Annotated in this window: 28 protein-coding genes and 8 pseudogenes; 29 read left to right on the top strand and 7 right to left on the bottom strand. The window is 51.5% G+C overall.

Annotation, left to right across the window (positions count from 1 at the left end; all coding sequences use genetic code 11):
* Positions 1 to 371: 371 nt before the first annotated feature.
* From JCM10550_RS22915 to JCM10550_RS22900, 10 genes and pseudogenes are all read left to right on the top strand, one after another.
* Positions 372 to 2670 (top strand): annotated as a pseudogene (locus JCM10550_RS22915) (hypothetical protein); the annotation flags it as partial.
* A gap of 419 nt (positions 2671 to 3089) precedes the next feature.
* Entirely contained in the window at positions 3090 to 3260 is a 171-nt protein-coding gene (locus JCM10550_RS18795) for a hypothetical protein (RefSeq protein ID WP_157200154.1), read from the top strand.
* A 438-nt stretch (positions 3261 to 3698) separates the two neighbouring features.
* Positions 3699 to 3965: a hypothetical protein gene (locus tag JCM10550_RS10280; protein WP_062398938.1), complete on the top strand. Its 267-nt coding sequence runs from the start codon at positions 3699 to 3701 to the stop codon at positions 3963 to 3965.
* Positions 3962 to 4210, top strand: a complete 249-nt coding sequence (locus tag JCM10550_RS19695; RefSeq protein WP_172673848.1) for a hypothetical protein — start codon at positions 3962 to 3964, stop codon at positions 4208 to 4210. Before JCM10550_RS10280 ends, JCM10550_RS19695 begins: the two co-directional genes overlap by 4 nt.
* Positions 4132 to 5244, top strand: a complete 1113-nt coding sequence (locus tag JCM10550_RS10275) for a P-loop NTPase fold protein (protein ID WP_062398936.1) — start codon at positions 4132 to 4134, stop codon at positions 5242 to 5244. Before JCM10550_RS19695 ends, JCM10550_RS10275 begins: the two co-directional genes overlap by 79 nt.
* A 269-nt stretch (positions 5245 to 5513) precedes the next feature.
* Positions 5514 to 6188 (top strand): hypothetical protein, encoded by a 675-nt coding sequence (locus tag JCM10550_RS10270; protein ID WP_157200153.1) that lies wholly within the window; start codon positions 5514 to 5516, stop codon positions 6186 to 6188.
* Positions 6189 to 6522: 334 nt separating this feature from the next.
* Positions 6523 to 7350 carry a tetratricopeptide repeat protein gene (locus tag JCM10550_RS10260; RefSeq protein WP_062398930.1) on the top strand — a complete coding sequence of 276 codons (828 nt, stop codon included), beginning with the start codon at positions 6523 to 6525 and terminating at the stop codon, positions 7348 to 7350.
* A 127-nt stretch (positions 7351 to 7477) separates the two neighbouring features.
* A pseudogene (locus JCM10550_RS22910) lies at positions 7478 to 7567 on the top strand (hypothetical protein); the annotation flags it as partial.
* Positions 7568 to 7629: 62 nt separating this feature from the next.
* Positions 7630 to 7809 (top strand): DUF99 family protein, encoded by a 180-nt coding sequence (locus JCM10550_RS22905; protein WP_245619030.1) that lies wholly within the window; start codon positions 7630 to 7632, stop codon positions 7807 to 7809.
* Positions 7806 to 8078, top strand: a complete 273-nt coding sequence (locus JCM10550_RS22900; protein ID WP_245619029.1) for a hypothetical protein — start codon at positions 7806 to 7808, stop codon at positions 8076 to 8078. Before JCM10550_RS22905 ends, JCM10550_RS22900 begins: the two co-directional genes overlap by 4 nt.
* A 17-nt stretch (positions 8079 to 8095) precedes the next feature.
* Here JCM10550_RS22900 and JCM10550_RS24995 read toward each other — a convergent pair whose 3' ends face one another.
* The 6 genes from JCM10550_RS24995 to JCM10550_RS18780 form a co-directional block, all read right to left on the bottom strand.
* Positions 8096 to 8158, bottom strand: a complete 63-nt coding sequence (locus tag JCM10550_RS24995) for a hypothetical protein (protein WP_281175368.1) — start codon at positions 8156 to 8158, stop codon at positions 8096 to 8098.
* Positions 8155 to 8328 (bottom strand): cob(I)yrinic acid a,c-diamide adenosyltransferase, encoded by a 174-nt coding sequence (locus tag JCM10550_RS24990; protein WP_281175363.1) that lies wholly within the window; start codon positions 8326 to 8328, stop codon positions 8155 to 8157. Before JCM10550_RS24990 ends, JCM10550_RS24995 begins: the two co-directional genes overlap by 4 nt.
* A complete protein-coding gene (locus JCM10550_RS24985) occupies positions 8321 to 8620 on the bottom strand; it encodes a cob(I)yrinic acid a,c-diamide adenosyltransferase (RefSeq protein ID WP_281175362.1) in 300 nt (99 codons plus the stop codon). The genes JCM10550_RS24990 and JCM10550_RS24985 overlap by 8 nt, the downstream gene beginning before the upstream one ends.
* A gap of 232 nt (positions 8621 to 8852) precedes the next feature.
* The gene (locus JCM10550_RS10245; protein ID WP_062398928.1) at positions 8853 to 10502 is read right to left on the bottom strand and encodes a sodium:proton antiporter; all 1650 of its coding nucleotides are present in this window, start codon (positions 10500 to 10502) and stop codon (positions 8853 to 8855) included.
* Positions 10503 to 10598: 96 nt separating this feature from the next.
* Positions 10599 to 10829 carry a hypothetical protein gene (locus JCM10550_RS18785; RefSeq protein WP_157200152.1) on the bottom strand — a complete coding sequence of 77 codons (231 nt, stop codon included), beginning with the start codon at positions 10827 to 10829 and terminating at the stop codon, positions 10599 to 10601.
* A 70-nt stretch (positions 10830 to 10899) separates the two neighbouring features.
* Positions 10900 to 11091: a hypothetical protein gene (locus JCM10550_RS18780; RefSeq protein ID WP_157200151.1), complete on the bottom strand. Its 192-nt coding sequence runs from the start codon at positions 11089 to 11091 to the stop codon at positions 10900 to 10902.
* Positions 11092 to 11271: 180 nt separating this feature from the next.
* Here JCM10550_RS18780 and JCM10550_RS10235 point away from each other — a divergent pair, with 180 nt between their 5' ends.
* The 10 genes and pseudogenes from JCM10550_RS10235 (at position 11272) to JCM10550_RS10205 (ending at position 17482) form a co-directional block, all read left to right on the top strand.
* Complete coding sequence (locus JCM10550_RS10235) at positions 11272 to 11484, top strand: winged helix-turn-helix domain-containing protein (protein WP_062398924.1); 213 nt, start codon at positions 11272 to 11274, stop codon at positions 11482 to 11484.
* A 35-nt stretch (positions 11485 to 11519) separates the two neighbouring features.
* Entirely contained in the window at positions 11520 to 11801 is a 282-nt protein-coding gene (locus JCM10550_RS10230; RefSeq protein WP_245619027.1) for a transcriptional regulator, read from the top strand.
* Between the two features lie 121 nt (positions 11802 to 11922).
* Positions 11923 to 12270: pseudogene (locus JCM10550_RS22895) on the top strand (ribonuclease HI family protein); the annotation flags it as partial.
* Positions 12271 to 12336: 66 nt separating this feature from the next.
* Complete coding sequence (tsaA, locus tag JCM10550_RS22890) at positions 12337 to 12807, top strand: tRNA (N6-threonylcarbamoyladenosine(37)-N6)-methyltransferase TrmO (RefSeq protein WP_062399028.1); 471 nt, start codon at positions 12337 to 12339, stop codon at positions 12805 to 12807.
* Between the two features lie 148 nt (positions 12808 to 12955).
* Positions 12956 to 13862: pseudogene (locus JCM10550_RS10220) on the top strand (Mrp/NBP35 family ATP-binding protein).
* Positions 13863 to 13953: 91 nt separating this feature from the next.
* A complete protein-coding gene (locus JCM10550_RS10215) occupies positions 13954 to 14268 on the top strand; it encodes a hypothetical protein (RefSeq protein WP_062398920.1) in 315 nt (104 codons plus the stop codon).
* Positions 14269 to 14349: 81 nt separating this feature from the next.
* Positions 14350 to 14967: pseudogene (locus JCM10550_RS22885) on the top strand (thiamine pyrophosphate-binding protein); the annotation flags it as partial.
* Positions 14968 to 15143: 176 nt separating this feature from the next.
* Positions 15144 to 15413 (top strand): hypothetical protein, encoded by a 270-nt coding sequence (locus JCM10550_RS22880; RefSeq protein WP_245619025.1) that lies wholly within the window; start codon positions 15144 to 15146, stop codon positions 15411 to 15413.
* A 308-nt stretch (positions 15414 to 15721) separates the two neighbouring features.
* The gene (locus JCM10550_RS22875) at positions 15722 to 16099 is read left to right on the top strand and encodes a thiamine pyrophosphate-dependent enzyme (RefSeq protein ID WP_245619053.1); all 378 of its coding nucleotides are present in this window, start codon (positions 15722 to 15724) and stop codon (positions 16097 to 16099) included.
* Between the two features lie 261 nt (positions 16100 to 16360).
* Complete coding sequence (locus JCM10550_RS10205; RefSeq protein ID WP_062398918.1) at positions 16361 to 17482, top strand: KamA family radical SAM protein; 1122 nt, start codon at positions 16361 to 16363, stop codon at positions 17480 to 17482.
* A gap of 114 nt (positions 17483 to 17596) precedes the next feature.
* On the opposite strand, the pseudogene npdG reads toward JCM10550_RS10205, so the two are convergent.
* Positions 17597 to 18251: pseudogene (npdG, locus tag JCM10550_RS10200) on the bottom strand (NADPH-dependent F420 reductase).
* Positions 18252 to 18800: 549 nt separating this feature from the next.
* Here npdG and JCM10550_RS22870 point away from each other — a divergent pair.
* The 9 genes and pseudogenes from JCM10550_RS22870 to JCM10550_RS10160 form a co-directional block, all read left to right on the top strand.
* Positions 18801 to 19091: pseudogene (locus JCM10550_RS22870) on the top strand (Glu/Leu/Phe/Val dehydrogenase dimerization domain-containing protein); the annotation flags it as partial.
* Positions 19092 to 19207: 116 nt separating this feature from the next.
* A complete protein-coding gene (locus JCM10550_RS22865) occupies positions 19208 to 19924 on the top strand; it encodes a Glu/Leu/Phe/Val dehydrogenase (RefSeq protein ID WP_245619023.1) in 717 nt (238 codons plus the stop codon).
* Between the two features lie 261 nt (positions 19925 to 20185).
* Positions 20186 to 20713, top strand: a complete 528-nt coding sequence (locus JCM10550_RS22860) for a hypothetical protein (RefSeq protein WP_062398916.1) — start codon at positions 20186 to 20188, stop codon at positions 20711 to 20713.
* Positions 20632 to 20991, top strand: coding sequence for a hypothetical protein (locus JCM10550_RS22855; protein ID WP_281175361.1), 360 nt, complete (start codon positions 20632 to 20634; stop codon positions 20989 to 20991). Before JCM10550_RS22860 ends, JCM10550_RS22855 begins: the two co-directional genes overlap by 82 nt.
* Before the next feature lie 83 nt (positions 20992 to 21074).
* Entirely contained in the window at positions 21075 to 21509 is a 435-nt protein-coding gene (locus JCM10550_RS22850; RefSeq protein WP_062398912.1) for a radical SAM protein, read from the top strand.
* Positions 21476 to 21850 (top strand): hypothetical protein, encoded by a 375-nt coding sequence (locus JCM10550_RS22845; RefSeq protein ID WP_245619021.1) that lies wholly within the window; start codon positions 21476 to 21478, stop codon positions 21848 to 21850. Before JCM10550_RS22850 ends, JCM10550_RS22845 begins: the two co-directional genes overlap by 34 nt.
* Positions 21826 to 21996, top strand: coding sequence for a hypothetical protein (locus JCM10550_RS22840; RefSeq protein ID WP_245619019.1), 171 nt, complete (start codon positions 21826 to 21828; stop codon positions 21994 to 21996). Before JCM10550_RS22845 ends, JCM10550_RS22840 begins: the two co-directional genes overlap by 25 nt.
* Before the next feature lie 392 nt (positions 21997 to 22388).
* Positions 22389 to 23451: pseudogene (locus tag JCM10550_RS10165) on the top strand (glutamine amidotransferase family protein).
* 57 nt (positions 23452 to 23508) lie between these two features.
* Positions 23509 to 24029 (top strand): 4Fe-4S dicluster domain-containing protein (locus JCM10550_RS10160; protein ID WP_245619051.1); only part of this gene is annotated, 521 nt, incomplete at its 3' end.

The raw sequence follows: 24029 nt of genomic DNA, 5'->3' as shown, positions 1-24029 counted from the left end.
ATGTCTGTGCAAAGGAATTCGCCTGCGATGACGCACAGGATGACGCTCAAAAATGGCCTGACACCCATCCATTGATAGGACAGATTAATATTACCCAAAGGAATAGTTTCATACGTCAGTCGCCACCGGGCAACCGACTGGCAGAAGTGTGTATGGGTGTCATACCATCGCAGACTTCTTCTTAATGCCCCCCCGCTGCTATCCCTCCATACGATAGTGGACACTCTGTGTTTCGTGCACAGGAGGTAAATTTCATGAACGAAATCAAAAAAACAAAAACCGAAAACGGCAGCCCCGCAAAAGAACCATGCTCCCACATAGGTTTGTCCGGAACCGCCGATGAACAGTCAGCGGCAGAATATATAAAATCCATGGAAAAGGAACGGGCCGCAGGACGCATACCCACTCCTGCCTCCATCAAAGGAGATCCCAAAGAGATCCGGGACGCCCTCTCCCTTCTCTTTTCCGAAGATGACGTCGTCGAACTCCGTGCCCTCGGTGACGGCGGCGTCCACAGCGGTTACTTCAACGATTTTGATGCACTCGCTAAGAAGGCGAACGCGATGGATGCCTTCCGTGACATCGCAGGCATCTACGTTACCCTCAACGAAGTGAACCCGGCACTCCTCTCCCGCCGGGCAAACCGCGTGAAACAACGCCTCTCCCGCACGGACGCCACCACCGCCGCTGGCTTCCCATCGACCTTGACCCCGTCCGGCCGAGCGGCGTCTCCGCGACAAGAGCAGAGCACGCCGCCGCCCTCCAGCGGGCCGAAGAGATTGCCACATGGCTCACCGAAAGAGGATTCCCGGCACCGATCACCGTTGACTCCGGCAACGGTGCCCACCTCCTCTACCGCGTTGACCTTCCCAACGACGGGGGGGAGGCCACCCAACTCGTCAAGACATGTCTTGCCGTCCTCGACGCCCTCTTCTCTGATGCGACCGTCCACTGCGACACCGCGAACTTCAACGCCGGACGCATCTGGAAACTATACGGCACCACCGCCTGCAAGGGCGACCACACCCCAGAGCGGCCGCACCGGCAGGCCCGCGTCTGCACCGCCCCCGGACAGACCGCAGGTCGTGCCCGCATCCACCTCCGAAACCTCGCCGGGCAAATTCCCCGCTCCATCCCCGCGACCGGGAAACGTCGCGGCTCGTTTGACCTGGGCCACTGGCTCACCTCCCACGCATCGCCGTCAAAACGGAAAAACCCTGGCAGGGCGGCACGTTATTCACCCTCGAAGCGTGTCCGTTCTCCTCCGCACACCAGGACGGGGGGGCGTTTGCCATCCAGTTTGCAAACGGTGCCCTCTTTGCCGGATGCCACCATGCATCCTGCGGCGGCGGCAGCCAGCGCTGGCAGGAACTGAAAGCACAGTTTGAACCGAAGGCTGCACGGACACTGCCGAACCGGAAGGAACGGCCCCCTGATGAAACACCCGCTCCGCCGGAGACCCCGACCGACATGCAGGAACACCGCAAAAAAGCCATCGAAATCCTCGAAACGGGCGATCCGCTCGGTTTTCTCCTCGAGGTCTTCCACCGGGAACACGTCGGTGACCGGACGGTCGCTGAGTGTCTCGCGATGTCGGTTGCCTCGCAGTCCGTTGAGAACACCGCCGGGCTGCACGTCGCCATATCCGGCAACTCCGGCAAGGGCAAGACCCACGCCTGCAACACGATGATCCGGTTGCTGCCGGAGGCATACCGGCTGAAGGGCACTGTCTCCAACAAGGCCCTCTTCTACCATGACTCCCTCCGGCCCGGCACCGTCCTCCTCTTCGACGACATCAGTCTCTCGGACGAGATGCAGGAGCTCCTGAAGTCTGCCACCGCGAACTTCCGGGAGCCCATTGAGCACCGGACGCTCACCCGCGAACGGCAGCTCAGGGTCTGTACCATCCCGGAGCGCTGCGTCTGGTGGCTGGCGAAGGTGGAGGCGATTGGCGACGACCAGGTGATGAACCGGATGCTGACCGTCTGGATTGATGACTCAACGGCACAGGACCGGGCCGTCCTCGAGCACATCAAAACGACAGAGTCGGAGATTGGTTGCTGTGAGGAGGAGGATCAGGACGTGTATGTCTGCCAGGCCATCTGGGAGATACTCAAAGGGGCGACTCATCGGGTGCGTATCCCCCCCTTTGCCCGCCGGATCAATTTCTCGGCAACACAGAACCGGCGCAACCCCCCCGGCATGCTCTTTGATTTGATCAAGTGCCACGCTCTGCTGCACCTCTTCCAGCGGGAGACGGATGCAGACGGGACGCTCATCGCCACCCGTGATGATTTTGCCTATGCCCGGAAACTCTTCGGGGCCATCAACGGCGAGGGGGGCGGTCAGGAGACGAAACTGACAAAGAACGAGACGGCAGCACTTGCGTCTATCGCAAAGATGGACCTGGAGGTCTTCACGATCCATCAGCTCCAGGATGTCCTCGGCTTCTCGTATCAACCGACCTATCGGCTGCTTCATGGCTACACGAACAGCAGGGCAACCTACACCGGTATCCTTGACAAGTGTCCTGCGGTAAGCCTCATTGACGCGACGGTGGCAGAGGTGCTCGGCGGAATGGAGATCAAACGGCGTGAGAAATACTTCTCCTTTGATGCCGCCATATACCGGGAATGGATGAGGCAGTCGGATGTCTGGCTGGAGCCTGATACGGATGGGAATTCTGATGATGAGAATGGAGATGACGGAGGTGACGGAGGTGACGGGAATGATGGGAATGACGGGAATGACAGGAATGACGGGGGGGGAGATGATGTTTTCACATGTTCACCCCCCCGTTTTCACCCCAATCCGGCCATAAGTGAAGATATAAAAAATGAACACAATTCGGTTCATTCTCGTAAAGGAGACAATAGTATAGATATATGTACAGATAGTGAGGGATGTTTTCACTCCCATCGGGTATCATTCAACCATGCTGTTTCCTCTGTGGCGGGGGGGAGTGGGCGTATGGGTGATACCGGGGGGGCGAGTGAAAATGAACCAAACAAAACGGCGGATTGTCGATAAATTCCCATACAAACGACACATGCTCCCCCCCGTTGAAAATGGTATCAGAGTGAAATGAGATGAAAACGAGTGAAGATGTGAAACCAAAGAAGACGAAAGCGACATGCCTCCTCCCCCCCGATATTCCTGACCACCGAAACGACTTCCGGCGGGATATCATTCGCCGGGAGCAGGTGCGATGCCTGCGTCCTTCTTTGATGGTGCAGAAGGGGGGGGATACTCTTGATTGAAGAGGGGGGGGCTGATTTGAGTTTGTCCATTTTCTTTTTTCCCGTTTTTTGTTTTTCATGCAGACCAGATGCGGAATAAGGGAAGGTTGTCTGTGGTGTGATGGGGGGGTGGCCCGGACATTGACCTGGGAGTACGTGACTCCGAACATTTGCCGAAGAGCTTCAAACATATGAGGAGGGAAGCTCCGAACATTTGGCTCCTCTGCGTATCATCGCAGAACCTGAGCATTCGATCAAGGCAGAGACGATGAAAAGAGCACAGCCCGTTGCCCCCCCCATTGGACAATTCTTTGTTATGTCCTGACTTTGCCAGTTGAAAAGAAATAAGTTCGGCTCTTGTCAAATATGGGCACAGGATATCTCCTATTCGACATGACCCAAAAGATCTTCAGTAAGTAATTCTAGATAAATTTCTCATCGCTAACAGACAGATCGTACATGGGGGGGCATGTGAAATATTTCTTGGATGCAAGTCAAGGAGTTGTTCTTGAAAAAATGAATATTCATCTAAAAAAATGTCAAATTCTTCCAACAATAATGCCGCCACTCCTCGAACAGCGCCGCATTGCCACAATCCTCACCGATGCAGACGGAAACATTGCTAGAGAAGAAGCCTATCGTGACAAACTGCTGACGATGAAACATGGATTGATGGCTGACCTCATCACCGGCAAGGTGCAAGTGTCGGAGAAGGAAATTATATGAGCCAGGAAAACGATGATTCTTCAAAATCCATGAACATTATCAGGGATTGTCCTGTTGATGATTTTGGTGTTGATGCTTTTGGCTACAAAAATATCGCAAAAGAAGTGGCAGCGAGTATTTGCCAACTTCATTCTGATTCAGGCTATGTCATTGCAATAAATGGTAAATGGGGGGGAGTGGAAAATCGTCATTCCTCTTTTATACCGAAAAATATCTTACTGAAAACTGTAATGAACTGGAAATAGGTAGAGAGGTTACGGAGACAATTGTCTTTAGATTTGATCCCTGGCTATTTTCAGGTCATCAGGATATTGTATCACAATTTTTTATTCAGCTACAGGCCCAATGCAAGAGACCGCAACAAAAGATCTCTAAAAAAACACTGAAAACATTAAATAAATTATTTTCATACGGCTCCTGCCTAAGAGCTGTCCCAACACCGGAAGGGCAAATAGCTGGATGGGGTTTTACTGGGCTCAATACAATAATCGAATATAAATTGCAAAAATCGGTTAAATCAATATTCCAGTTGAAAGAAGAAATTAAAACAGAACTTCAGGAATTAGATGGGAAAATCGTAATCATCATCGATGATATTGACCGGCTCACATCAAAAGAAATTCAGGAACTCTTCAGGGCATTAAAAGCAGTTGTCGATTTTCAAAATATCATTTACCTGCTGGCATATGATAAAGAAATTGTCATAGATGCCCTTGAGTATGAATTCCACCCTGCACTTCATACTAACCCCCCCAACAATAACCATCGGGCAGGGATAAAATATCTTGAGAAGATTGTCCAGTTTGAGGTTCCCCTCCCTGTGATTGGAGAATATCATTTGAAACAATACACAGAAAAAACGATTTTTACCGATCTATTTTATGATACAAATAGTGATTTATTCGACCAGACAAGGTGGACGGATATTTATCATAAGGGTCTGAAACAGTTCATTTTAACACCACGAAGTGTTATCCGTCTGCACAATTCATTGGAATTATTATATCCCCCTCTTAAAAATGAGGTTAATGTAATCGACTTCATCTGTTTGGAAATTATCAGGCAAAATTATCCTAAATTGTATAATCTGATAAAAGAGAATCATCGTTACTTTATTGAAGACAATTCTTTGATAGGGCAATTAATTTCCCTCTCTATAAAACCAGAATCCATAAATACTTTCCATAAAAATTGGATTGATAGTATCGAAGATAAAGATAAACTGTCAGTGAAATACATTATGACAGACCTGTTTCCATCGGTCAAAAAAGTGTTTTGATAATACTTCCTCCATTTCAAGTCCATCACCCAGAAAATTGCATATTCATTTGAATTATGATACCTTTCTTAAATATTTTAGATTTCAGACTGAGCCAGATCTCTTTTCAAACACAGAATTAATAGAATTACTGCATTCAATACAAGATCCAAACGAATTCATTATGATCATATCACAGCTAAAGGGAGAAATGGGAAGGGGGGGGCTCCAGAGCATTAGTATTTTTAGAGGGCATACTCCCATCAATCGATGAAAAAACTCCTGAAGAATTGCTGAAAAATATTGTAATTGGATGTTTCAGAATCGAAAATAAACTAATAACTAAACCTGAAGTAGTAAACCAAAGTGTAATATCTATGGGATATATTACAAAATATATTTCTAAAGTTATTTATATGGCTCTCACTTTCTACCCAAAGGCAAAACGACTGGAATTGTTACGTGAAGCTTTTTCAACGGGAGATTCGTTCTGGCTGATGGCCGATGGAATAATTATCATTCACCAACAAAATGGCGAATGGGATGAAACAACCATTAGTCCAGACAGATTCCTGAAATTAGATGAATTGAAAGAGATTGATAAAATTTTTGTGGAAAAATTACAGCATGCATTTTCAACAGACGTGTGCGCTTTTGCTTCACCGAGTATCACCACCATAATTTACGTATGGAACAAATTGAGCCCTGACGACAGATATCTTGTAGATGCGATAGAAAATATTTGGAAAAATGATGATTCTCTGATAGCTATCATTTACAAATCCTATGAGATGAAATATGTTGGCCCAATTGTCCCATATTCTCTTGAACCATTTAAATCAGACAATGAATTCAGAGAAAAGGTTAGTGATATACTTGAAAAGAACAGAAGTTCATTAAATAAACAACAGATTGCTTCGTTAACTGATTTTCTCAGTACAAATCCTCCATTGAAAGTTGAATGACCTGCAAACATTCATTTTTTCATAAAAATATCTCATCTTTTATTTACTCTCTAATGAATCGCTTTCTGCGGAAAATGATCTGGAACGAAGAGAATTCCGTCGAAATCTCCTTCCACAAGCAGCTTGAGCGTCTCGGCTGGGAGATCTGGCACCTGCCCAAAGGAGCTGAGACGCATGAGTCGCAGTGAGTATCATTCAGTGAGGTCATCATCGAGCCGGAACTCAGGGCAGCGTTGCATACGATCAATCCTTTTCTCAAAAACTATCAGATTACAGAGGCCAACCCTCATTCATCACCTATTTATTTCCCCCCCCGTGTACTGAATTTCTAACAATGAACAATACCAAAAATACCACCCGTCCGAGATCCAACACCCCCCCATCATCCTGGCCCTCCTCCTCATCGCAGGACTCGCCATCATCGCCCCCCCCGACCCTTGCCGCCGCTCCCGGCCTCACCGCCGTCCCCCCCGCCGAACTGAATGTCACCAAGGCCATTGCAACGATGGACGCAGCATTCGAAGAAGGCAACTGGCCGCGGGCCTCTGCGTATGCCGAACTGATCACCCAGCACGCGGACAAAAATGAGATTGATACGGATACCGTCCCTGCCGACGTCTGGTGCAAATGGGGATACTCCCTCAGAAAGATGGGCAAGTATGACGAGGCCCTCGCTGCCGTCACCATCGGCATTGAGAAAGATCCTGATGAGGCCACCGCATACCTGAACCGGGGCTACACCTACCTTGCCCTCGGCCAGTACCAGAATGCACGAATAGACGCAGAAGAGACGTTGCGACTGGAACGGGATAGCAAAACCGATATCGCATCAGACCGTGCAATTGCCAATGACAATACCAGCGCCGCTGCATACAACATCATCGCATCCGGACTCCTGGGAGAAGGTGACCCGAAGAATGCCCTTGTTGCCATCGACACCGCCCTCATCCTCAGGCCGGATCATGTGAATTACCTCAATACCAAAGGCGTGGCACTCACCCAACTCGGAAAGTATGCGGATGCCGTCTCCGTCCTCACCCGGGCAACAGAATCAGAGGACGCATACATCGCCCCCCCTACCCCCCCGACGCCGTCCCTCCCGAAGAAAACCTTAAGACCGCCCAGAGACTCTATGATGAAAACAAGGCACCCGATGCCCTGATCATCATCGCCGCTGTTGCCATCCTTGCCATCGGTGCCGGCGCCATACTCCTGCAGCGGAGAAAATAACCGGGACATACCCCCGTCAGGTCGGGAGCATCGATGCAGAAAAAAAGGAGATCCAAACCATGCTCCACTTCGAAAAAACAGGCATCCGGATACTGGGCATCGCAGAGAGCTACCGGGGGGGGAAAAAACAGTCCCTCATCTGCGGCATCGTCATGCGAAGGGACAAAATCATCGACGGCTGCGCCTTCTCCCACGCCACCGTCGGGGGGGCATGGACGCAACCGCTGCCATCCTTGCCCTGTGGAACCGTCTGGCACGAAACGACATCCAGGCCATCATGCTGGGCGGCAGCGTCATCTCCTGGTTCAATGTCATCGACATCCAACAGCTGCACGAACAGACCGGGCTCCCCCGTCATATCGGTCACCTACGAAGACTCGCCCGGCCTTGAAGGTGACATCCGCCACCACTTCCCCCGACGACGAACCGAGACTCGCAGCATACGTATCGTTAGGAAAACGAATCCCCCTGCGAACTTCCCACCGGAGAGACCGTCTACCTGCGCATGGCAGGCATCCCCCCTTGCAGATGCCGTCCGTGCCTGCACCATCTTTACCGCTCAGGGAAAGATCCCCCGAACCCGTCCGCGTGGCCCGTATCGTTGCACGGGGGGGCCTTCTCCCGCAAGACCCCGACCCGGAGTGTACTTCAATAGATTGAAGCTCAACAGAATATCATCAAAACTCAATTCCTCTGCGGGCCCGCACCCCGGCCGCATAGTAATGCTTTATCTTCTTCATCTCGGTGACCAGGTCTGCTCCTCAATCAATACCGAGGGAGCGTACCTGCCCGTGCAGATCACATCCACATGCGGTGCCCTGCCGCGGAGAGCCGCCATCACTTCAGAGAGATCAAACAACCCGTAGTAGAGGGCCACATTGACTTCATCCAGCACCACCAGATCATACATTCCCGAGCAAAGCACGTCGGCACAGATTGCAAGCCCCCTTTCGGGCGGCGATGATATCACTCTCCTCCGGCTGACCGTCGATAAACCGGCCTTCCCCGTACTGCACAATCGTAAACTCCGAAAACGACTCCGGCAACGAAAGCTCCCCGGTCTTCGCCCCCTTGATGAACTGGGCGAAATAGACCCGGTGCCCCCCCGCAATCAGAGACCGGACACTCACCCCCCCCAGAGCCGCCGTCGTCTTGCCCTTCCCCCCCTCTCCCGTATAGACCTGAATATATCCCTGTTTCATATGCTGATTTCCCATTTATTTGCCATAATTAAAGAATTTTTGATCGGATGCCCTCAGGGCATCCCGATGCAGTCTTCCATTATCAAAAGTTGATCACAGTATATTATAGACATGCTTTTCCAGGGCTTCCTTCTCCTGTTCGAGATCCCTGAGCAGATCGTCCCGGACGTTCTCGTATATCGTCCCCCCCTCATCCGCCAGATGCCGGATGATATCCCCCCCTCCCGCATTATCAGGTCATACGCAGGTAGTAGTCCTCGATATCCTCCGCCAGCTCCGGATATTTCTTCCCCCCCATCTCTTGCAGCGCGGCATTGCACTCGGCAATATGGTGGGAATACCCTGCCCGAACCACGTCCAGCAGATCATCCGGGACAGTAAAATCACGGGAAATCGTATCAATGCTCTCCCGTGCCCGGCTGGCAGCCCCCCCAACTTCTGAAATAAGCGTCTGATATTCGATACTGAGGGAAAACTTCCGGAGATTCTTTGCCGCCGGTGCCCGGGGTGACACCCGGTGAATCACCGCGATCAGCCACCGGATGACCTCAATTTCCAGGGGGGGTTTTTTGTCAATACGAAATTCCGGCGTCTCCCTGTTCCGGATCATCGCATACCCGCTGTTCAGCGAATGCGTCAGGATGTCAAACACAAATTCCGATATCAAAGACTTATCATACAACTCGCGATACCCCCGTCTCTGAACGGAGAGCAGACGCGACCATAACGCCTGTTCAATCATCTTCGGCGTCAGGTTCAGCGACTTCTCAAACACCCGGAAGTCCATTTCGCAGCGCCGAACCGCGTTCACATACTCCGCATGAACGGAGGCATAGATCTGCGGGTCAATATCGCGGGTCTCGTGAATCTTTTCCAACAGCGAAAGGGCCTTTCTCTTTGTTGTGAGCCGCGTGTCCAGATACTCCACCCAGGCCAGATTACTCGGACGGTTCAGACGCAGGCGGCTGATGAGGAGATGAATCGTTGAGCCCTGCACCAGAATGGTGAAGAGGGTGACCATGATGGTCATCAACAGGATCTCGTCCCGGAACGGCACCGTTACCGGTATACTGAGTGCCAGCGCCAGCGCCACCGCCCCCCCACGGAGCCCGCCCCAGAAGAGGATGTGCTGGTAGCGGATACCAATCACATCCGCACCGGGGAGCAGATTGTATACGGCAGTGAGACCGTAGACCACCACCAGCCGTCCGGCGAGCACCGCAGCTATACCGGCCCCCCCACCCAGAAGCACGATCATCGTCCCGGTTCCCATCATCTCAACGAGATTGATCACCGTGATGCCCACCAGCAGAAAGATCAGACTGTTGGATATGAACCCGGCAAAGTGCCAGAAATCGTTCATGTGGTTTCGTTCCGCGGGTTTCAGGGTCAGCGACGCAATCCAGCCGAGCGTCAGACCGGCAAAGACAACCGAGATCACGCCGGAGACCCCGAAAAAGATCTCCGCCACCAGAAATGCCGCATACGCAACGATCAGGGACACCGTCTCTGCAAACGCCATATTGTCCCGCGAAAAGAGGATCAGATAGCCGATGACCATACCCGTCAGACACCCGCTGAGAATCCCCCCCAGAAAATCGCCGACAAACTCTGTCAGACCCCCCCCGGTGACATCCGTTGCCGTAAAAACGCCCGATACCGCAATGACGATCACCGCATTGTAGAGCACGATGGCTGTTGCATCATTGAAGAGACTCTCCCCCCCTTCCACGAGGGTCTTCAGTCGTTCGGAGATACCCAGCTTCTGGAACAGGGCGAGCACCGATACCGGGTCGGTGGCCGATATCAGTGCGCCAAAAAGCAGGGCGGAAAAAATAGGGACGGGGGGGTGAGAAGCGCCGATATCCCCCCCCGATGACAATCATTGAGACAACGATGCCCGGCAGGGTCAGTATCAGCACCGGCACGATATTGCGGAAAAAAACCCGGCTGTTCATCCGGTATGCGGCCTCAAAGATCAACGGCGGCAGAAAAAGAAACAGAATGATCTCCGGTGACAAAGTGAACGAGATGAGGGGGGGTCGAGCATGCCGGTGATATCAGAGAACAGGGCGATGCCAGCCCCGATAATAATCAAACCGATGGTATACGGAATCCTGAGCCACTTGAAAATGATCACCGACAACAGAGCAATGAGCAACAGAAAAACAATGAGAATAATGATCTCTTCAACAGACAGTCCCGCCACCCCCCCACAGACAACCCCCCCTGTGGGCAATCAGGTGCATTATGTCTTTCTTTCAAACACTCATCTGCGATCATTCATTTCTGCGCAGGTATCTGCGGTCGATGATATCGAGTGCACCATATACGGTCACCAGAACAACGACGGTTGCAAAGAAACCGGCAATCTGATCACTAAAATAACCACGGGCAACATTCCCTGCGACCATTCCGGCACCAACAGAAACCAGCAGTTTTACAAATTCAATCCTGTCGAGTCTGACCATGGATATCCGTTCACTCTGGTATCAGAAGTGTATTTCTCTTCGAACGTCACCATGTGCTGACAGGGCATGGCATGCCAGAGCACATCACGGCAGGTATATATGTTAACGGCGTTAAGTACCTATCATGCAAGCCATTAACAGCGTTAACAAAGTGCGGCTTCCCCCCCCTCCTCCCAGCGGGTGCTGGCCCTTCTGGAGGACGGAGAGTCAAGGACATTCAAGCAGGTGACGCAGGAAATCGACATTTCACCACGCACGGTCAGGTATGCAATAAAAAAACTCAAAGAGAACGGCATGATCATCGAGAAATTCAACTTCAGAGATGCCCGTCAGGTTCTCTATCAGATCAAGGACGTACTGACTGCTGAAGAAGCACAGAAGGCCGCTGCATGAAGCAGCCGTCCTGTGACATATTAATTTGTGATGAGATGGTACGGCAGTACCTGCCCCCCCAGATACGGGCGGAAGTCGTATCCCGAATGGTAATCCAGAGAGGACTCACCCAGAAAAGCGTTGCAGGATATATGGGACTGACCCCCCCTGCTGCCGTATCCCAGTATGTCAGCAGAAAACGGGGATGCAAATGCATCGAAATATCAGACGATCTCAATAGCGTAATCGACCGGTGGGCCTGGTCCCTCATCAACGGCGACGGCGGTGTTACCATCTGTGACATCTGCCGGTGTGTCCGGAGAGAACTAAAGGAATAACATTCATTTATTCCGGGATGTGACGGCAGGAAGACTCCCGGAGCCTTTTCCCCCCCATCGCATTCCGGAACCCGTCCGTTCAATAATCGAATTAAATACCTTGATTGCCAATACTCTGAACATGAAGGGTGAATCTGCGGTAATATACACTGACGGCGCCTCGCGCGGAAATCCGGGAAATTCAGCGTGGGCCTATATTATCATGCATAACGGGATCATTGAGACAGAGAATTCCGGATACCACACATATGCAACGAACAATCAGGCCGAATATTACGCAGTGATCAATGCACTCTCGGATGCAGAACAGCAGGGGGGGTTCGGCAATATTCTTCTCTACTCGGACAGTCAGCTGATCATTCGCCAGCTCAGGGGGGGTGAATATAAGGTCAGGGACCGCTGTCTGAGAGAACTGTATATGAAAGCCGTTGCCATCGTCAAAAAATTTGATTCAGTCTCTTTTGAAAATGTGCCCCCCCGGTCACATACCCACATCAGTATCGCTGACCGGATGTGCAACGAGACACTGGACCGGATGCAAAAAAAGGGCACGACATCGGCTGAGGAAGAGCACGTCAGCAGAGAAGAATTTACGCTCAGACCGGTGGGCCGGGTCAAATCATCCTATGCGACACCTGCTGACGCACCCCGACAGGGACGGCTCTCGGATCAGGTCTCGGAGATTCATATCTTCCCGGAGTACCGGGATGCATTGTACACCGTTGAAAAATGCAACCAACTCGTAGTGCTCTGCTGGTTTGACCGGGCAGAACGAACCCTTCTCAGGGCCACTCCGCCGGGACAGACAACAGAACGTGGAGTATTTTCCATCCGGTCACCGGCACGCCCGAACCCCCCCATCGCCCTTGAACTGGTCGATCTGATTCAGGTCAAAGGAACTGTCCTGACCGTCCGTGGACTGGATGCCATCGATAACACCCCCCCGGTTCTGGACATCAAACCCTTCATCGACCTTGACCGGGTTCAGCAGACCAAAAAAGCATGATCAATGAACGGTTCATACGTCAGGGAAATCACACAAAAATACGCAGATATATCCGTCGGGATATTGAAAACATATATAGATTTATGCAGGACGAATGAAAGAAAATCATTCACACTTCATAAGACAAAGATACTGTGAGGAGAATATCATGACCGAAAATACCGAAAAATCAGAACAGGCATGCGACGGGAACTGTTCCTCATGCGGAACCGCGTCCACATGCACAGACCCGGCAAAAAAGACCAGTAGTCCCATACAGAAGGTAGAGATCAGTGTAAAGCATATCATTCTCGTTCTTTCCGGTAAGGGAGGAGTGGGGGGGAAGAGCACGGTCGCAACAAACCTCGCTATGTCCCTTTCCAATAAGGGATATGACACCGGAATTGTTGATCTTGACATTCACGGACCAAATATCCCCAAGATGCTGGGTGTTGAGGACAAACGTCTGGAGTCCCGTGACGGGAAGACGATTGAACCGGTCCGTCTTACCGGAAAACTCGGTGTCGTCTCCATGGCCTTCTTGCTCCCGGACACCTCCAGCCCAGTTGTCTGGCGCGGTCCCATGAAATTCACCGCAATCAAACAGTTCCTCGAAGATGTCAACTGGGGAGATATGGAGTATCTCATCGTTGACCTGCCGCCCGGCACGGGTGACGAGGCACTGGCGATTGCCCAGCTCGCACCCAATATCGACGGTGCGGTCATTGTCACCACCCCCCCGCAGGATGTCGCCGTGATGGATTCGACAAAGGCGGTGAAGTTCATTCAGCAGCTTGAATTACCGGTCATCGGTATCATCGAGAATATGAGCGGGATGATCTGTCCGCACTGCGGTGATGAGATCGACCTCTTTGGAAAGGGAGGCGGAAAGAAAGCGGCAGAGGAACTGGATGTGCCCTACCTCGGTTCCATCCCCCATTGACCCTGAGATGCGCAAGGCAGGCGATGAAGGCAGGCCGTTTGTGATCCGAAAAGAAGGGGATGACCAGCATCAGGCGACATGGGAAAAAGTCGATGCGGTAATGGACAACATTCTCAAAGAACTAAAAGAGTAATTCATTTCTTTCTTTTTTTCCCGGATCCTTCAATGTGGATACGCATATGTATCAGAAACCAATATCACGGTGAACAAAGGAGTAATGCGTTATGGACTATATCAGGATCATTTCCGGAGACGGCGAGGTACTCGAGATATACCGGATGGTTATCCCCCCCTGTCTTGAAGATATTGAGCTGTTGCCCCCCCGGTCCATTGAACCGATATACTATCACGCCATTAAACTGGAAGGGGATGGTCTGGACCATTTCCGGTTCGGACTCGTGCGCCTTCAGGTGTATGCGGATATTCACCGGTATGAAGACAGCGATGAGATGCAAAAAATAAAGTATGTTTCACAGGTGCTTGAAAAAATAATATTCGGGAACCTGATGCTGGAGACGGAAGTAATTTCATCGGAATAATTTTTTGTTTCCTCCTTTCTGAACCATCTCTTTTTTATCCCGTAACAGACAGGTAACGGGCATACTCCCGGGGGGGATAGGATGACATCATGGAAATGCAACATATGTGGATACCTCTACGATGAATCGGATATTTCATCAGGAATTTTGTTTCGCGAACTGCCGGATACCTGGAGGTGTCCGGTATGCGGTGCGGGCAAGGATGCGTTTGAGAAGGTGGACGAGACAGACCAGCATGCGTCGGCCACAGCGACCGTCTCGGATGTGATCATCGCAGCACTTTCTGCACGGGGGGGAGTGAATCTGGTCTTTGGTCTGCCGGGGGGGACGTCATCCCTTGGTCTCGTGGAGGCAGTCCGAAAGAATGACGACGTCCGGTACATTGTCGTCCGTCATGAGGAGAACGCGGCGATGGCTGCATCTGCCTATAACAAGCTGACGGGGAAGATTGCCTGCTGTCTCACCATCGCGGGCCCAGGTGCGACCAACTGTACAACCGGGCTGTATGATGCAAAGGAGGATCATGCCTCGGTCATCTCAATTAACGGGCAGGTCGAGGCCCAGTATTCGGGGCCCGGCGGCATTCAGGAGATTGATCTGGACGCGTTCTTCCGTCCGGTCTCGGTCTACAACAATACCATCTACGACAAGGACAAGACGGTTCTTTTGCTGACGCGTGCCCTGAAGTATGCAACGATCCACCGTGGGGGGGTCGCCCAGCTGTCGGTGCCAAACAACATCCAGAAGATGCCCCTTGAAATCAAAAGATGCCGGAAAGAACGATGCACGGATTGTCGGGTGCTGCCGGACGCAGAGACCATCACGGCGGCGGCAGCGATCGTCAATGCCGCCGAAAACCCGGTGATCATCGCAGGATGGGGGGGGCGTTTCACTATGCGGACGGGGGGGTGGCGGCACTGGCAGAAAAGATCAGCGCACCCGTCATCACCACCTTCCGTGCCAAGGGGCTTTTCCCCGAGAGCCACCCGTGGCATCTGGGCATACTTGGAAATCTGGGAATTCCGGCGGCCCGGGACTGGGTCGCAGAGTCGGATCTGTTGATCACTCTCGGCGTGGGCTTCTCAAAATTTACCAATGTCCCTTTGTCCCAACCGATGATTCAGGTGGATATCGACCCCCCCTGAAGCTGGGCATCTCTCCTGAGGCAACGCCGCTGTGGGGGGATACCGGGCTCATCGTCACTGCGTTGCTGCCGTTATTGAACAAAAGGAACACCGAAATCCATCTGGACAAAATCGCCTCCCGGAAGGCGGACTGGAATGCCATCCGGGACAGAGAGGCGGATGCATCCAAAAGACCCATCCGGCCTCCGTATATCATGCAGGTGCTCTCTGACGTCATCCCGGAAGACGCGGTCATATCCCTTGATGTCGGGGGGGAGAACCAGTGGTGGTTCGGACGAAATTTCCAGATGAAGAGACAACGGTTTGTGATGTCGGGGGGGTATCTCGCGACGATGGGATTCGGTCTGCCGGGAGCGATTGCCGCAAAACTCGCCTGTCCGGAGAAGGAGGTCTTCTGCATCACCGGCGACGGAGGATTTTCCATGGCCATGGCGGACTTTGTCACCGCGGTGAAATACGATCTGCCGATGGTGGTCATCATTCTGAATAACCATGAACTGGGCATGATACAGGTTGAACAGACAGTGGAGCAGTACCCGAATTTTGGAACGGACCTGTATAATCCGGACTTCGCTGCATACGCATCAATCTGCGGGGGGGAAGGGTATCCAGGTCGAAGAGCCCGCGCAACTCAGGGGGGGTGCTGTCACCGAGGCGATGAAGAACCGATGCCCGACGATTATTGATGTTGAAACGGATCCGCTACGGTTTTCCTGATGAGCAAGACCACTGAGCCCGGTCAGTCAGAACAAAAATAATGCCACCCAACCATTTTATATTATGAACAGCATGCCTATATATTTGCTATATACACCATCATTCATTTTATATAGCCAAAGTTAATAAAGTAACGATCATAGACATAGTAGTCAGGTTATCGTATCTTTGATGCATAAACCCCCCCCATTCCTTTCTCAACTGACTAATGCCAAAAATGAGGTGAACATATGACGCACCCCCCCGGATACATAACAAAAATAGATGATATAACAGAACTCTCAGAAGATGATGCCGCAAAACTGAAAACCGTTGAAGAAAGATTTCCGTTTCGGTCTAGTGAATATTACCTCTCACTCATTGACTGGTCAGATGAACATGACCCGATCCGACGTATTATTTTGCCAGAACCGGATGAACTTGACAACTGGGGGGGAGAACTGGACCCGTCAACGGAAAGCAGCAATACTGTACTGCCCGGTGTCCAGCATAAATACGGCCCGACTGCATTAATGCTGGTAAGTGAGGTCTGTGGCGGGATATGCCGGTTCTGCTTCCGGAAGCGTATCTTCATGGATACGGATTCGGAGACCATAAAGAATCTCGCAGAAAATATCGAATATATCAAAAATCATCCGGAAATATCAAATGTTCTGTTGACCGGAGGAGATCCCCCCCTGATGCTGGCAACCGCAAAACTCGAACCGGTTATCCAACAGTTACGGGAAATTGATCACGTAAAGATCATCCGAATCGGAAGCAAGATGCCGGCATACAATCCCTACCGCATCATCAATGACCCTTCCCTCCTTGAAATGATTGAAAAGTACAGCACAAAAGACAAGCGCATCTATATCATGACACAGTTCAACCATCCGAGAGAACTGACGGAAGCTGCGGTAGAAGCAATTGATCTGCTGACAAAGGCAGGGGCAAAACCAACAAACCAGACACCGATACTCCGGGGAATAAATGATGACCCGGATGTGCTCGGGGAACTGTTGAGTAAACTTGCAGCAACAGGTGTTTCACCCTACTATATCTTCCAGTGCAGGCCCACAACCGGCAACCAGCATTTCTCGGTTCCGGTTGAAGAAGCATACCAGATCATTGAAGAGGCGAAGGTGCACTGCTCCGGTCTGGCCAAGAGAGTCAAATATGTCATGTCCCATAAATCCGGTAAAATCGAGATCCTTGCGACAGACAGCAACCATACCTACATGAAATATCATCAGGCGGATACAAAAGAAAATATTGGAAAACTGATGGTATTTACCAAAAATCCGGATGCAAAATGGTTTGAGGATTATGGATTGCCCCTTTCTGAATCGTCACCGGATTACCAAAAATAATCAATTTTATTCTCTCTGCCCCCCCATCGCAGATGTCAGGCAGATTCATGCAAAAAAAGGGATACACAACAAAAAATGTGAATTATTCATTAAAAATACGAATTTTCCCATATTTTATCTGAAGTAGACGCCCACATCACGCATTTTGTTGAATTTTGCGATATTAATTACCAGCGGAGTAATGGCTTCCACGGTTGCGGAAACGGCAAGGGGTCCGGCATTCAGGGCCTGTAATTCAGATATGGAGTTCACCAGTTCCATAACGACTTTTTTCCCCCCTCTTCATCATCACCGCAGACACAAACAGAATAGTCCAGTATCTCTGCGATCTGGTTCCACTGTTTTGCCGGGATATTGTTAAATGCGGCAATAACTCTTGAATCCGGCAGCATCCTCTGGAGCTGCAGGGCGGCAGAGCCTTCTTCCGGAGGGGGGGCATACTTAAAGAAATCCCCTCGTTCCATCGGGTTCATCAGACTGACAACCAGTTTTCCTTCCAGCCCGGTTAATGAGTCAATCGTAATCTGTAATGTTTCCGAAGGAACGGAAAACACAACAATGTCAGAATCGTCAACAACCCCCCCTGGTTCGTTGAGGCGGTCAGATTAAAGGGAAGATTCAGTTCTCTCAGACACTGGCAACATGCGTCACAGGACAACGAGGCCTTCTCTTCTTTCCGGGAACCGATGATCACCTCATGGTTTTGGGAGAGGCGTAACGCCATTCCTTTTCCAATATCACCAGTACCTCCAATAATACCAACTTTCATACCTCCACATATACCATCTTCAGATAAACACATTTCGGTGTAGCATTGCTGGATCATACCATCCATTCACGAAAAACCCATTTTGCCAATAAAACGGAAAATAACCGACAAATGTCTGTATGTTCTCTCACCTACAGAGGAATTAGATGTGGTTAAACAATTATCCACCAATTCTGACCATATATAATTTGCTAAAAGCATAAAAAAGGTAGATAGCCACTGCTTTCAGCTACTTTATTATATCAGAAATACAAAATCTAAAGGAACGGTTATGCACAGAAGATACAAGGCCAGGTCATCCACGTTGAACGGATTCTGTGCGACAACACAGAGTTTCGTAGATCGTCTGTCACCCCCGATGTGCATAATTTTTTAAGACATCAAATTGATCAAACTATTCTAGGAGTTAATGATATGGACAAAAACAATCCTTTTGAAATGGCACAGGAACAGCTCTACGCATGTGCCAAGGTTCTGGATCTGGATGATGATGTTGTAGGGATGCTTGAGAATCCCATGCAGCAGGTTCAGGTATCCGTTCCGGTAAAGATGGACGACGGAACAACAAAAGTGTTCCAGGGATTCAGAGTCATGTACAACAATGTCCTTGGCCCTGCAAAAGGTGGCATCCGCTTCCACCCTGAGGAAACCGTCGATACCGTGAAGGCACTCGCGGCATGGATGACATGGAAATGTGCACTGCTTGACGTGCCACTCGGAGGCGGAAAGGGCGGAATTATCTGCAACACCAAAGAGCTCTCTGAAGGAGAACTGGAACGCCTGAGCCGTTCATACATGGATCGCGTCTGGAAATTCATCGGCCCGGATGTCGATGTCCCCCCCGCACCCGATGTCTATACCACCCCCCCTCAGATCATGGCCTGGATGATGATGAATACTCCAAGTTATCCGGGAAAAACCAGTTCGGCATCCTTACCGGCAAACCCCCCCTCAATGTGGGCGGTTCCGCCGGTCGTGGCGATGCAACCGCAATGGGCGGCATGTACACCATTCGTGAGGCAGCAAAAGAACTGGGCATGGACCTTTCCCAGACAAAGATCGCAATCCAGGGATTCGGAAATGCCGGTTCCTTTGCGGCAACCCTCTCACAGGAACTCTTTGGCGCAACGGTCGTTGCGGTCAGTGACTCAAAGGGCGGTATCTACAACCCCCCCGACGGTCTTGACATTGAAGCAGTCATCGAACACAAGAAGGAGACCCGGTCAGTCATCAACGCACCAAACACCCGGACCATCACCAACAACGAAGTGCTTGAGCTTGACGTTGACATCATCATCGCAGCGGCACTGGAAAACGCAATCACCAAAGAGAATGCCGGAAACATCAAAGCAAAAATCCTTGCAGAACTGGCAAACGGTCCAACCACACCTGAAGCAGACGAAATCCTCTACAAAAACGGCGTCCACGTCATACCTGACTTCCTCTGCAATGCCGGTGGTGTAACCGCATCATACTTCGAGATGGTCCAGAACATGTACATGTACTACTGGACAGCAGAAGAGGTCTATGCCCGTCTTGACCAGAAGATGACCAAGGCATACCACGAAGTGCTCTATGCGTCCAAAAACCACAACGTCAACATGCGTATGGGAGCATACGCGGTTGCCGTAACCCGTGTGGTCGAAGCAATGAAAATCCGTGGCTGGGTATAAACCCAAAATACCATACACCAATCCGTTTTTTGATATCCGTTATCCGAACGATAACGGATTCTCCTATACCTTTCCGTTGCACCCCCCCATTGATTCAGTTTAGCAGACATTCTTTTAATCTGTCAACAGAGTAGTATCCAGTAATTTTCAAACCGAAAATGCATACTACCGGGAACGCCCTGCATCGTTGCCGGAATAATCAGGCTACAGAATACCGGGGGCAGACCCCCCCCACAAAAAACGACAACACGTGAATAATCCATGTTCCTTCCAACAACAAAAAAAGAGATGAAGCAGCGCAACTGGGACCAGTGCGATGTCGTCATCGTTACCCCGGACGCCTACATCGACCACCCCTCATTTGCAACAGCCGTTATCGGGAGAATGCTTGAATCCAAAGGTTACCGGGTCGGCATTCTGTCCCAGCCAAAATGGAGAGACCCGGAATCGTTCCTTGCATTAGGAGTGCCAAAGATTGCTTTTGCCGTATCCGGCGGAGCGATGGACTCCATGGTGATGAACTATACCGCATCCAAAATTCCCCGTGGCGACGATGCCTACTGTGAAAAAGGAGAGCCGTATTTCTCACAGAAAGGAGACGGGAAGAGATACCGGATTCGGCCTGACCGGACAATTAATGTCTACACCAACCAGATCCGCAGCGTCTGTCGTGACGTGCCGATCATTATCGGCGGTATTGAAGCTCGATGCGAAGGATTGCGCACTATGACTGGTGGTCGGATTCTGTCAGGAAGAGCATCCTCTTTGATGCAAAGGCGGACATCCTGATATACGGCATGGGCGAATACCCTCTCGTCGACTGTATCCGGGCGTTGTCAGAGGGACAGACTCCGGAGACGATGGAGATTCCGGGGGGGACGGCAGTCATCAGAAAATCCACGGAAGGCATCCAGAAAGCATATACGCTCCCCTCATTTGCCGATGTGAGAGACAAGAAAAAATCATTTAAGACCGCATTTAACCTGTTCTACCAGAACCGGGACCTCAACCCGCTGATACAGCCACAGGACACGCGGAGTCTGGTCCAGTTTCCCCGGCGCTGCTGACGCAGGAAGAACTGGATGCCATCTATGCGCTTCCGTTTGAACGGGCACCCCATCCAAAATACACCGACATTCCGGCATTCCGGATGATAGAAAATTCCATCACGTCGCACCGGGGGGGCTGCTACGGGCGGTGTTCATTCTGTTCCATTACCGCACACCAGGGTCCGGAGATCGTGTCCCGCAGCAAGGAATCCGTACTCCGGGAAGTAAAACAGATCGCAGCGAAACCCGGATTTTCCGGTACAATCACGGATATCGGAGGGCCATCGGCAAATATGTACGCCTCCTCCTGCCGTATCGGGGGATGCCGCGACCATAACTGCCTGAAGGAAGATGCGGCATGCAAAAAACTCATTTCCGGGACAAAGGCATATCTTGAACTGCTGAATGAGGCACGAGAGATCAAGGGCGTAAAACATGTATTCATCAGTTCGGGGGGGCTCCGGTTTGACCCGGCACTGATGGATGATGACCTCATCCGTGCGTGTATCAAATTCCACACCCCCCCGGACGGATAAAGATTGCACCGGAATCCGGGAGCGCACGCGTGCTGAGCCTGATGGGTAAACCATCCCCCCCGGAGGTATTTACGGACTTCCTGGAACGGGCCCGCGATATCTCCACAAAAGAGGGTCTGCCCCCCCTGAAAGTAAACCCCCCCTACATCATCGCCGGACATCCGGGTGAAGAAAAAGCGGAAACAAAAGAGACGATCGATTTCCTCAATGCCAATAAATTGCAGGGCAACCAGATCCAGATGTTTACCCCCCCCACCCCCCCCTCACCCGCTCTACGGCGATGTACTATCTGGGATACGATCCCATCACCGAAGAGGTGGCACCTGCAGAGCATGATGTAAAACGTCTGGAAGAACGAAAGCTCCAGATTGTCAACCGGGACATCTCCATAAAGAAACTGAGTGCACGGGAACAGAACGCAAAAAGAGAGATCCGCAGCTCGCGTCCCCCCCTGCGTTCAAATCCAAAAAGAGCATGCCTTCCCTGATGAAAAAAACAACCGGGAACAAGACTCCTGCAAAGTCAAAACCGGCAAAAAACCCCCGGCGTTAGTCGGGTGCTTCAGACATCCGGGAACATCATCACCCCCCCTGCCAATGAACGCCTGATGTCGGGCAATCCGGTATTTTTTTGTTCGTTTTTTCCTCTTTTTCCCCCCCATTTTCTGATTGACAGCAACAAATCCCTTCCGATGGATCTTCATCACGCAAATATCCATCCCGTCGGGGGGGACCTGATGGAAGGGAGCTTCCATCAAATATGTTATAAAACTATGGTATTATTTAGGAGCGGCCACATACCATAGAAGAGCAACCACACCCGAAGGGGGGGAAAACGTTCAAATCAGATCCCACCATCTCTCAAAACTATGTGATAACCATGTGCGGAATAATCAGCGTCATTGACAGAAAGAAAAATCCCATGGATGGCAGTGCTGTCAGAGAAGCGCTCACCATCATGAACGAACGGGGGGGAATGGCGAAGGGGGGGCAGGGTATGCCGTCTACGGCGCATTCCCGGAATTTGCGGATTACTATGCCGTCCACGTATTTTATGACGACCTCATCGGGCCGAAAACGGCCGTTGAAGCAGAACTGGAAAAACTGGGCACCGTAACGCATGACGAAGAGATTCCCACGTTTGAACAGCCCAACCTGAAAAAGCGGCACATACCGTGGAGATATTTCTTTCAGCCGAATGTCTCGGCCCTTGGCACAACGGCATCCGAAGAGGACATCTTAGTCTACCTGATGAAGAAGGTCAACACCAGCATTCCCGGAGCGCTCATCTACTCCACCGGCAAAAACATCGGCATCTTCAAGGCGGCAGGCTGGGCGGAAGAGGTGGCCGATTTTTATCGCATTCAGGATTATGAGGGATACATCTGGCTCTCCCACAACCGCTACCCCCCCACCAACACCGCAGGCTGGTGGGGGGGCGGCGCCCACCCGTTCAATCTGCTCGACTGGAGTGTCGTACATAACGGCGAGATCACCTCATACGGGACAAACAAACGCTATCTGGAGAGTTTCGGCTACGTATGCACCATGCATACCGATACCGAAGTGGTCGCATACCTCACCGATCTTCTCCAGAGACGGCACAAGCTTCCGGCGGAACTGGCGTTCAAAGCACTGGCCCCCCCCGTTCTGATGATATTGACCGGATGCCGGAAAAGGAACGGGCATTCGATACCGCCCTGCGGATGACCTACAGCCCGGCCATGATGAACGGGCCGTTTGCCATTGTGGTGGCAGGGTCGGACGGCATTGCAGGCATTACCGACCGGATCAAACTCCGCCCCCCCCTTGTTGCAGCAGAGGCAGGCGACCGCCTGTATCTCTCCAGTGAAGAGGCGGCTATCCGGGTGATGGAACCCGCACCCGACCGGATATGGATGCCCCCCCGCGCCGGAGAACCGGTCATCGGGAGGGTATACTGATGCCTGTCGGAAGTGTCCCCCCCCAAATACAAAGTGGAAATCGACAACGACCTCTGCATGCTCTGTGAACGCTGCATAGAAAACTGCCCCCCCTACGGGACGTTCCGTCGCGAGGGCAACAAAATACAGATCTTTTCGCGTGCATGCACCGGCTGCCACCGCTGTATCGCCATGTGCCCGCGTGACGCCATCAGCCTTCAGGAGAAACCCGTCGATTACCGTTCCCACCCGGTATGGTCACGCGAGGCCCGCGAAGCCATCTATACGCAGGCGCAGTCGGGGGGGAAGATTGTGTTGACCGGGATGGGAAACGCCCTCAACGTGCCGCAGATCTTCGACCGGCTCCTGCTGGATGCCTGTCAGGTCACCAACCCGTCCATCGACCCGCTCCGCGAACCCATGGAACTCCGCACCTATATCGGGAAAAAACCCCCCCGGCAGATTCAGATCGACAGAACGCCGGAAGGGGGGGACATCGACCTCGTCACCAAACTGGCACCCAACCTGAAGTGCGAGACCCCGATCATGATCGCCCACATGAGCTATGGCGCCATATCGCTCAACGCCCAGCTCGCGCT

It is taken from the genome of Methanogenium cariaci JCM 10550, assembly GCF_001315945.1.
GTDB classification, from domain to species: domain Archaea; phylum Halobacteriota; class Methanomicrobia; order Methanomicrobiales; family Methanomicrobiaceae; genus Methanogenium; species Methanogenium cariaci.
Note: the sequence above shows the minus strand (reverse complement) of the source record. Positions and strands in the feature narration are given on the sequence as shown.